The sequence below is a fragment of the Achromobacter sp. genome (assembly GCF_036567245.1).
Lineage (GTDB): Bacteria > Pseudomonadota > Gammaproteobacteria > Burkholderiales > Burkholderiaceae_B > Achromobacter.
In genome coordinates this window covers 1-9,795 of sequence record NZ_DATCUY010000460.1, presented here as the reverse complement: position 1 = coordinate 9,795, position 9,795 = coordinate 1, and the positions used below count along the sequence as shown (strand labels likewise).

Sequence of the window (9,795 nt, the reverse complement as noted above, 5' to 3'; positions counted from 1 at the left end):
GGCAAGCCCTACGAGCAGTTCGCCGACGCGGCCAACCGCCGCGGCGTGTTGATTGCCTCGGGCCTGATCGTGGGCGAAAGCCTGGTCGGCGTGCTGATGGCCGGCATCATCGGCGCGGCCGGCACGGAAGCGCCGCTGGCGATCGCCGGCGCGGGCTTCGAGCACACGGCGTCCTTCCTGGGCCTGGCCGTGTTCGTGCTGGTGGCAATCCTGTTCTGGCGCCGGGTGATGAAGCTGGCGTGATGCGCCCGGCAGAACTTGCCGGGCGGCCGCCTCAGGCGGCGTTCAGCAGGTCGGCCAGCGTGCGGGCGATGACCTTGGTGGCGCGCCGCAGGTCTTCCAGGACCACGCGCTCATCGTTGCGCTTGGCGTGCGATTCCAGCACGGTGCGCGGCCCGGCGCCGTAGATCACGCCCGGGATGCCCGCTTCGGCGTACAGGCGCACATCGGTATAAAGCGGCGTGCCCATGGCGGCGATAGGCTCGCCGAACAATTCCTGCCCATGCTTCTGGATGGCCTGCACCAGTGGCTGGCTGCCCGGCAGCGGACGCATGGAGTTGGCCAGCAGCAGACGCTTGATGTCCACGCGGATGCCGGGCACGGAGTCGGCGGTTTCCTGGATGATGCGGCGGATGTCGGCTTCGACTTCGGCTGCATTCTCTTCGGGGATCATGCGGCGGTCCAGTTTGAATATCACTTTGCCGGGGACCACATTGGTGTTGGTGCCGCCTTCGATGCGGCCGACGTTCAGATAGGGGTGGCTGATGCCCGGCACCTCGGAGCGGATCTCCCGGTATCGCGCGTTCTGCGCATACAGCGTGTTTAGGATCGCAACCGCGCCTTGCAGCGCGTCCACCCCGCTGCCGGGGATGGCGGCATGCGCCATCTTGCCGTGCACCGTCACCTCCATCTGCAGGCAGCCGTTGTGGGCGGTGACGACTTCGTAGCTGAAGCCTGCGGCGATCAGCAGGTCGGGTTTGGTCAGCCCTTGCGACAGCAGCCAGCCGGGGCCGAGCAGGCCGCCGAACTCTTCGTCGTAGGTGAAGTGCAGTTCGACCGCGCCGCGGCTGGGCCTGGCGACGGCTTCCAGCGCGCGCAGGGCGTAGGTGTAGCTGGCGAAGTCGCTCTTGCTGACGGCGGCGGCGCGGCCGTACAGGCTGCCGTTGTCGATGTCGCCGCCGTAGGGGTCATGTTCCCAGCCTTCGCCCGGCGGCACTACGTCGCCGTGGGCGTTGAGCGCCACGCGCGGGCCGCCCGCGCCGTACTCGCGGCGCACGATGAGGTTGGTGATGGATTGCAGTCCGTAGTCCCGCACGGCGTCGGCGGGCACCGGGTGGGCCTCGACCTCCAGGCCGAAGCCTTGCAGCAGTTCGGCCGTGCGTTCGGCGTGCGGGGCGTTGTTGCCGGGGGGCGTGTCGGTCGGCACGCGCACCAGCTCCTGCAGGAAGCGGACTTCCTCGTCAAAGTGGGCGTCAATCCAGGCGTCGAGTCGGGCGTAGGCTGTCATGGTCGGTTATTTGGGGGCGTGGGCAAGGTCGTCGAGCAGGTGCAGGAACGCCTGCACGGCAAGCTGGATGTCGTCGCTGGAGGTGGCTTCGCGCGGGTTGTGGCTGATGCCGGCGTTCTGGCCGCGCACGAACAGCATGGCCTGGGGCATGACCTCGTGCAGCTTCATGGCATCGTGGCCGGCGCCGCTGGGCATGCGGTGGACGGGCAGTCCCAGCGCGTCGACGGCGCGTTCCCAGCGCTGCTGCCAGGCGGGGTCGCTGGGGGCGGCGGCGGCGCGCATGGTTTCTTCCAGCGTGTAGCGCAGTCCCCGGTGCTGGCAGATGGCTTCGAGCTCGGCCAGCACGTCGTCCGCCAGCGCATCGCGCTGGGCGTCGCTGGGCGCGCGCAGGTCCAGGCTGAAGCGGCATTCGCCCGGCACCACATTGATCGAACCGCCAGGCACCTCCAGCATGCCTATGGTGCCTACCGAGTCGCCGTCGCGGGCGGCGCGCTGTTCCACGTACAAGGCCAGTTCGGCGGTGGCGGTGGCCGCGTCGCGGCGGCGGTTCATGGGCGTGGTGCCGGCATGGCAGGCCAGGCCGTTGATCCGCACCTGGTAGCGCACGCAGCCGTTGATCGACGTGACCACGGCCAGCGGCAGCCCCATTTCGTAGAGCACGGGCCCTTGTTCGATATGGACTTCGACGAAGCCCAGGTAGCGCGCGGGATCGCGCTTCAGCTTGGGGATGTCCTCGCTGCGCAGGCCGGCTTGCGCCATGGCGTCACGCATGCTGATGCCGTCGGCGTCCTGCTGGTCCAGCCATTCGGGCTTGAAGTCGCCGATCAGCGCGCCCGATCCCAGGAAGGTGGCGCGGTAGCGCTGGCCTTCCTCTTCCGCGAAGCCTATGACTTCCAGGTGATAGGGCAGGCGCCTGCCCTGGCGGTGCAGTTCGCGCACGCAGGCCATCGGTACGAAGATGCCCAGGCGGCCGTCGTACTTGCCGGCGTTGCGCACTGTGTCGTAATGGCTGCCGGTCATCAGGGTGGGGGCGTCGGGGGTTGCGGCGAGGTAGCGGCCGACCACGTTGCCCACGGCGTCGAAGCCGACCTCGTCGAAGCCGCAGTCGCGCATCCACTGCGACAGCAGCCCGGCGCAGGCTCGGTGGGCTGCGGTCAGATAGGTGACGGTGAGCTGGCCCTTTTCGGCATAGCCGGGATCGCTGTGGGCGGCCAGTTGTTCGCTCCAGTCCCAGATGTCATTGCCCAGGGCGGGCTCGGCGTCGTAGCGGTCCCGCAGGCGGATCTCGGCGATGCGGTGCAGCTGCTGCTGGGCCTCTTCGAATTCGAGGTCGGGCGGGTTGTCCAGGCGGCGGGCGAATTCGTCCATCACCTGCTGGCGCGTCATGCCGGCGCCGCGCGGGCCGCGCACGGCGAGGACGAAGGGGAAGCCGAACCTGGTCTTGTAGGCGGCGTTCAATTCTTGCAGGCGCGCCATTTCGGCCGGCGTGCAGCCGGCCAGTCCAGCCAGTCCAGCCAGGTCCTGCTCGCGTGCGGAATCTGCGCCCAGGGGCGCGTCTGGCTTGGCTGCCAGTTCGGGGTGGGCGCGCAGCAGCGCTGTCCGGGCCTCGGCATCGCCTTCGCTCACGGCCTGGCGCAGGCGCTGACCCAGATCGGCCACCGAGCGAAACGGCCGGTCGGCAAGCGCGCGTTCGGCGATCCAGGGCGCGTGCCCATACAGGCCGTCGAGCATGGCGGCGGCTTCCGCGGGCGCCGCCGCATTGAGTTGGGCTAGGGATTGGGCCATGGCCGTCCTGTTCAGGCGTTGGGGGTATAAGGATGCGCTGCTTGCCAGTGGCGCGCGATGTCGAGCCGCCGGCAGACCCAGACGCGGTCGTGGCTGGCGATGTGGTCCAGGAAGCGCTGCAGCGCCGTGATGCGGCCAGGTCGGCCCAGCAGGCGGCAATGCATGCCGATGCTCATCATCTTGGGCGCCTCGTCGCCTTCGGCATAGAGCGCGTCGAAGCTGTCCTTCAGGTATTGGAAGAAGGGATCGGCGTGCGAATAGCCCTGCGGCAGCGCGAAACGCATGTCGTTGCAGTCCAGCGTATAAGGCACGATCAGCTGCGGCACGATGCTGCCATCCGTTTTCTGCACGCGCATCCAGAAGGGCAGGTCATCGCCGTAGTAATCGCTGTCGTACTCGAAGCCGCCGTAGTCGGCGACCAGGCGCCGGGTACGCGGGCTGTCGCGGCCGGTGTACCAGCCCAGCGGACGGCTGCCGGTCAACTGCGTGATGGCGTCCATGGCCAGGCGCATATGCTCGCGCTCGGTGGCTTCGTCGATGTGCTGGTAGTGAATCCAGCGCCAGCCGTGGCAGGCGATCTCGTGTCCCAGTTCAACCAAGGCCGCGCTCAGTTCGGGGTGGCGCTGCAAGGCCATGCCGACGCCGAAAACCGTCAGCGGCAGTCCGCGCTTTTCAAATTCCCGCAGGATGCGCCAGACACCCGCGCGCGAACCGTACTCGTAGATGCCTTCCATGCTGAGATGGCGCTCGGGATAGCTGGCGGGATTGAACATTTCCGACAGGAACTGCTCGGACCCGGCGTCGCCATGCAGCACGCTGTTCTCGCCGCCTTCCTCGTAATTCAGCACGAACTGCACCGCGATGCGAGCCTGGCCCGGCCATCTCGCATGCGGCGGATTGCGGCCGTAGCCGGCCAGGTCGCGGGGGTAGGGGAGCGTGGAATCGTAGGCGGTCATGAACAGGCGGGCGGAGTGCGCCGGCGCGTGGCGGCCGGGCGTGGGTTGGCGGACGACTTCCTGATGATCAGCACCATAGCTGGAAATCCTGGTTTTGTATACAAACTATGTACATGATTTTCCCGTGGCTGAAACCGAGACCGGCAAAGTGCAGGCAGGAAAAAGCCCAGCCGGCGGATACGCCGGCTGGGCTGCGCTTCCTGCATCCATCATGGGCGCGGACGGCCGGGGCTGGCAAGCCCTGCCATTCGAGGCCGGCCTGTCAGCGCAGGTCGCCGCAAGGCCAGGCGAAAGCGCCGTAGGCGCCCTTATCCGTTGCGGTAGAGAAAGCTGTAGGCGTTGATCGCCGGCACCCCTCCCAGGTGCGCATACAGAACCCGCGAGCCCGCGGGAATCTCGCCGCGGCGGACGATGTCCATCATGCCCTGCATGGATTTTCCTTCGTAGACCGGGTCGGTCATCATGCCTTCGAGCCGGGCGCAGAGGCGGATGGCTTCATTGGTCTCGGCCGATGGCAGCCCGTAGGCCGGGTAGGCGTAGCGGGTGTCCAGCACCACATCGCGCTCCTCGATAGCGGTTCCAAGTCCGACCATGTCCGCCGTGCGCCGCGCGATGCGCAGGATCTGCGCCCGGGTCTGCTCGGGCGTGCCCGAGGCGTCGATGCCGATGACGCGGTCGGCGCGTCCGTCCGCGGCAAAGCCCACCACCATGCCCGCCTGCGTGCTGCCCGTGACCGCGCATACGACGATGTAGTCGAACTTGAACCCCAGCTCTGCTTCCTGGCGCCGCACTTCCTCGGCGAAGCCGACATAGCCCAGGCCGCCCAGTTCGTGGTCCGAGGCGCCGGCCGGAATGGCATAGGGCTTGCCGCCACGCTTGCGGACGTCTTCCAGGGCCTCTTCCCAGCTGCGCCGGAAGCCGATGTCGAAACCCTGATCCACCAGGCGGACATCGGCGCCCATCAGGCGGCTCATCATGATGTTGCCGACCCGGTCGTAGACCGCGTCCGAATAGTCCACCCAGTTCTCCTGTACCAGCACGCAGGCCAGGCCCAGCTTTGCGGCTACCGCGGCCACCATGCGGGTGTGGTTGGACTGGATGCCGCCGATGGTGACCAGCGTGTCGCAGCCCTGTTCCAGCGCCTGCGGGATCAGGTACTCCAGCTTGCGCAGCTTGTTGCCGCCGAACGCAAGGCCGCTGTTGCAGTCTTCGCGCTTGGCGTAGATCTCGACCTTGCCGCCCAGGTGCGCGGACAGGCGGTCGAGCTTTTCGATGGGGGTGTCGCCGAAGGTCAGGCGATGGCGGGGAAAGCGTTGCAGATCCATGGGGGCTCCTGTGACGGCCGCGGTTGGCGCGGATGGAAAAATCATAGGAATTGCCTGGACATGGCGTCAATTGCGTATTTTTATGATTTATAGAATTTAAAACTTATCAAAATGAATGGATGGTATTTATTATTTGAGGTAAAAAACCAAGAGCGAAATTTAATTTTCAGGGACGCATTAAATGGCAGCCATTTCCAGCCTGGATCGCATTGACCGCCATATCCTGCGCGCCCTGCAGCAGGATGCACAGATCACCAACCTGGAATTGAGCGCGCGGGTCCACCTCAGCCCGGCGGCCTGCCTGCGACGCGTGGAAAAGCTGAAGAGCGAAGGGATCATCCGGAAAACCGTGGCTCTGCTGGAACCCGCCGAGGTCGACATGGCCACCCTGGTCATTGTCGGGGTGGTGCTGGATCGCTCCACGCCCGAGTCCTTCACGGATTTCGAAGCCGCGGCGCGCGGCATCAGCGGCTGCCTGGAATGCCATCTGGTGGCGGGCGAATTCGACTACTTCCTGATGCTGCGCATACGCGATCTGGAACGCTTCAACAAGCTGCATGCGGGTGAGATCATCAAGCTTCCCGGCGTACGCCAGATCCGCACCTTCTTCGTACTGAAAGAGATCATGTCCACGACGGAATTGCCGGTGTAAGCGAGGCTAATGCGCAACACTGGCATTTCTGTCAGTGAAAATGATGCGATGCGGCATTTTTGGTTGACGGAAATTGATGGCGCGTAGACGGCGCAATGGACGGAATTCGCTGGACATTCCAATGCTGCATGACGGCATTCCGAATACGCTTTTGCGTCACGCAAACGCAAGAAGACGTCCCTAAACTCAAAGAGCTATACTCTTATCCCATACGGCTTTTAAGGCTTGTACGCGCCTTCTGCCCCTGCTATCCGCTTAACGGGAAGCCCGTGTCGCGGAAGGTTTTCCTGCATCGTGTCGAGTGAAGCACTCGTAAAGGTGAAGCGATATGTCTTCGGAAATAGAATCTCTATCCACGTCTTATCTCTTTGGGGGTAACGCCCCTTATGTTGAGGAGCTTTACGAAGCCTACCTCGACAATCCCGGTTCGGTACCTGACAACTGGCGCGAATACTTCGACCAGCTGCAACACGCTCCCGCCACCGACGGCCAGGAATCCACCCGCGACCAGGCCCACGCTCCCATCGTCGAATCGTTCGCCCAGCGCGCCAAGGCCAATGCCTTCGTGCAACGCGCGGCCGAACCCGACCTGAGCGTCGCCAGCAAGCAGGTTTCGGTGCAGTCGCTGATCGCGGCCTACCGCTCGCTGGGTTCGCGCTGGGCCGATCTGGATCCGCTCAAGCGCCAGGAACGTCCCCCGATCCCCGAACTCGATCCGGCCTTCTACGGCCTGACCGAAGCCGATCTGGATCAAACCTACTCGGCTACCAACACCTACTTCACGACCGCCAGCACCATGACGCTGCGCGACATCCTGAAGGCGCTGCGCGACACGTATTGCCGCAGCATCGGTGCCGAATTCACGCACATCTCCGACCCCGCCGCCAAGCGCTGGATCCAGGAACGCCTGGAAACCACCCTGGGCGCGCCCGCCTATTCGGCCGAAGAAAAGCGCCACATCCTGCAGCAGCTGACCGAGTCCGAAGGCCTCGAGCGCTTCCTGCACACCAAGTACGTCGGCCAGAAGCGCTTCTCGCTGGAAGGCGGCGAAAGCTTCATCGCCTCGATGGACGAAGTGGTCAACCACGCCGGTGAAAACGGCGTCCAGGAAATCGTGGTCGGCATGGCCCACCGCGGTCGCCTGAACCTGCTCGTGAACATCATGGGCAAGATGCCCGGCGACCTGTTCGCCGAGTTCGAAGGCAAGCACGCCGAAGGCCTGACCGACGGCGACGTGAAGTACCACAACGGCTTCTCCAGCGACCTGTCCACCCGTGGCGGCCCGGTCCACCTGTCGCTCGCGTTCAACCCGTCCCACCTGGAAATCGTCAACCCCGTGGTCGAAGGCAGCGTGCGCGCTCGCCAGGAACGCCGCGGTGACGCCGAAGGCAAGCAAGTGCTGCCGGTGCTGGTGCACGGCGACGCGGCCTTCGCCGGCCAGGGCGTGGTCATGGAAACCCTGAACCTGGCGCAGACCCGCGGCTACGGCACGGGCGGCACGCTGCACATCGTCATCAACAACCAGATCGGCTTCACCACGTCCGACCCGCGCGACTCGCGTTCGACGCTGTATTGCACCGACGTGGTCAAGATGATCGAAGCCCCGGTGTTCCACGTCAACGGTGACGATCCCGAAGCCGTGGTGTTCGTCACCAAGTTGGCGCTGGACTACCGCCAGCAGTTCCGCCACGACATCGTCGTGGACATCGTCTGCTTCCGCAAGCTGGGCCACAACGAGCAAGACACCCCGTCGCTGACGCAGCCCCTGATGTACAAGCGCATCGGCCACCACCCCGGCACGCGCAAGCTGTACGCCGACAAGCTGACCACGCAAGGCGTGCTGGCCGAAGGCGAAGCCGATCAACTGGTGAAGGACTACCGCCAACTGATGGAAGACGGCCAGCGCACCATCGAACCGGTGCTGACCGACTACAAGAGCAAGTACGCCATCGACTGGTCGCCGTTCCTGGGCGCCAAGTGGACCGACCAGGCCGACACCGCCGTGCCGCTGGCCGAACTCAAGCGCATCGGCGAACGCATCACCACCGTGCCGGAAGGCTTCACGGTACACCCGCTGGTCGCCAAGCTGCTGAACGATCGCCGCACCATGGCCAAGGGCGAGTTGAACCTGGACTGGGGCATGGGCGAACACCTCGCCTTCGCCACCCTGGTGTCCTCGGGCTACGCCATCCGCATCACCGGCCAGGACTCGGGCCGCGGTACGTTCACGCACCGCCACGCCGTGCTGCACGACCAGAACCGCGAACGCTGGAACGACGGCACCTACATTCCGCTGCAGAACGTCTCGGAAGGCCAGGCTCCGTTCACCGTCATCGACTCCGTGCTGTCCGAAGAGGCAGTGCTGGCGTTTGAATACGGCTACTCCAGCGCCGAGCCCAACACGCTGACCATCTGGGAAGGCCAGTTCGGCGACTTCGTCAACGGTGCCCAGGTCGTGATCGACCAGTTCATCAGCTCCGGCGAAGCCAAGTGGGGCCGCCAGTCGGGCCTGACCCTGATGCTGCCGCACGGCTACGAAGGCCAGGGTCCCGAGCACTCGTCGGGCCGCATCGAGCGCTTCCTGCAGCTGTGCGCCGACAACAACATGCAAGTGGTCCAGCCGACCTCCGCGTCGCAGATCTTCCACGTGCTGCGTCGTCAGATGATCCGTCCGTTCCGCAAGCCGCTGGTGCTGTTCACGCCCAAGTCGCTGCTGCGCAACAAGGACGCCGGCTCCCCCCTGACCGATCTGGCAGGCGGCAGCTTCCGTCCGGTCATCGGCGAGGTCGACGAGGCCATCGACGCCAGCAAGGTCAAGCGCGTGCTGGCTTGCTCGGGCAAGGTCTACTACGATCTGGTCAACGCCCGCCGCGAGCGTGGCGCCGACAACGTGGCGATCGTCCGCGTCGAACAGCTGTATCCGTTCGCGCACAAGTCGTTCGAAACGGAACTGCGCAAGTACCCGAAGGCAACCGAAGTGATCTGGGTTCAGGACGAACCGCAGAACCAAGGCGCCTGGTTCTACGTTCAGCATCATGTGTACGAAAACATGGTCGAAGGCCAGAAGCTGGGCTATGCCGGCCGCGCCGCGTCGGCATCGCCGGCCGTCGGCTACCTGGCCAAGCACCAAGAGCAGCAGAAGGCCCTGATCGAAACGGCTTTCGCGCCCAAGTTCAAGGTCATGTTGACGAAGTAACGCTCGCTTGATGCACGCGCCGCGCGCGCAGGTTTCCGGAATTGGATTTCGAGGCTTGCCGCGCAGCGCGACCAGAACACAAACTTTACGGAACAAACAAAATGGCTATTACCGACGTCGTCGTCCCCCAACTCTCCGAATCCGTCTCCGAAGCGACGCTGCTGACCTGGAAGAAGCAGCCTGGCGCTGCCGTTGAAGCGGACGAAATCCTGATCGAAGTCGAAACCGACAAGGTCGTGCTGGAAGTGCCGGCACCGGCCTCGGGCGTGCTGGCTGAAATCGTCAAGGGCGACGGCAGCACCGTCACCTCGGGCGAAGTGCTGGCCCGCATCGACACCGCCGGCAAGGCCGCCGTCGCCGCGACCGCGCCCGCC

7 protein-coding genes and 1 pseudogene are annotated in these 9,795 nt (G+C 65.1%); 4 read left to right on the top strand and 4 right to left on the bottom strand.

All coding sequences use genetic code 11. From position 1 onward, the window contains the following. Positions 1–243, top strand: a pseudogene (locus VIR09_RS19660) (oligopeptide transporter, OPT family); the annotation flags it as partial. Positions 244–274: 31 nt separating this feature from the next. Here the strand turns inward: VIR09_RS19660 and VIR09_RS19655 are convergent. The 4 genes from VIR09_RS19655 to VIR09_RS19640 all read right to left on the bottom strand — a co-directional run bounded on the left by VIR09_RS19655 (position 275) and on the right by VIR09_RS19640 (position 5,573). Continuing rightward, positions 275–1,507 (bottom strand): M20 family metallopeptidase, encoded by a 1,233-nt coding sequence (locus tag VIR09_RS19655; RefSeq protein WP_332014386.1) that lies wholly within the window; start codon positions 1,505–1,507, stop codon positions 275–277. 6 nt (positions 1,508–1,513) lie between these two features. Beyond that, positions 1,514–3,292 (bottom strand): 2-oxo-4-hydroxy-4-carboxy-5-ureidoimidazoline decarboxylase, encoded by a 1,779-nt coding sequence (gene uraD, locus VIR09_RS19650; protein ID WP_332014385.1) that lies wholly within the window; start codon positions 3,290–3,292, stop codon positions 1,514–1,516. 11 nt (positions 3,293–3,303) lie between these two features. Beyond that, entirely contained in the window at positions 3,304–4,248 is a 945-nt protein-coding gene (gene puuE / locus VIR09_RS19645) for an allantoinase PuuE (protein WP_332014384.1), read from the bottom strand. Positions 4,249–4,556: 308 nt separating this feature from the next. Continuing rightward, positions 4,557–5,573 (bottom strand): 1-aminocyclopropane-1-carboxylate deaminase, encoded by a 1,017-nt coding sequence (locus VIR09_RS19640; RefSeq protein ID WP_332014383.1) that lies wholly within the window; start codon positions 5,571–5,573, stop codon positions 4,557–4,559. 181 nt (positions 5,574–5,754) lie between these two features. On the opposite strand from VIR09_RS19640, the gene VIR09_RS19635 reads away from it, so the two are divergent. From VIR09_RS19635 to VIR09_RS19625, 3 genes are all read left to right on the top strand, one after another. Further along, positions 5,755–6,225: an Lrp/AsnC family transcriptional regulator gene (locus VIR09_RS19635; RefSeq protein WP_332014382.1), complete on the top strand. Its 471-nt coding sequence runs from the start codon at positions 5,755–5,757 to the stop codon at positions 6,223–6,225. A gap of 328 nt (positions 6,226–6,553) precedes the next feature. Beyond that, positions 6,554–9,421 (top strand): 2-oxoglutarate dehydrogenase E1 component, encoded by a 2,868-nt coding sequence (locus VIR09_RS19630; protein WP_332014381.1) that lies wholly within the window; start codon positions 6,554–6,556, stop codon positions 9,419–9,421. Between the two features lie 101 nt (positions 9,422–9,522). Further along, on the top strand, positions 9,523–9,795 hold a 273-nt coding region (locus VIR09_RS19625; RefSeq protein ID WP_332014380.1), incomplete at its 3' end, for a biotin/lipoyl-containing protein.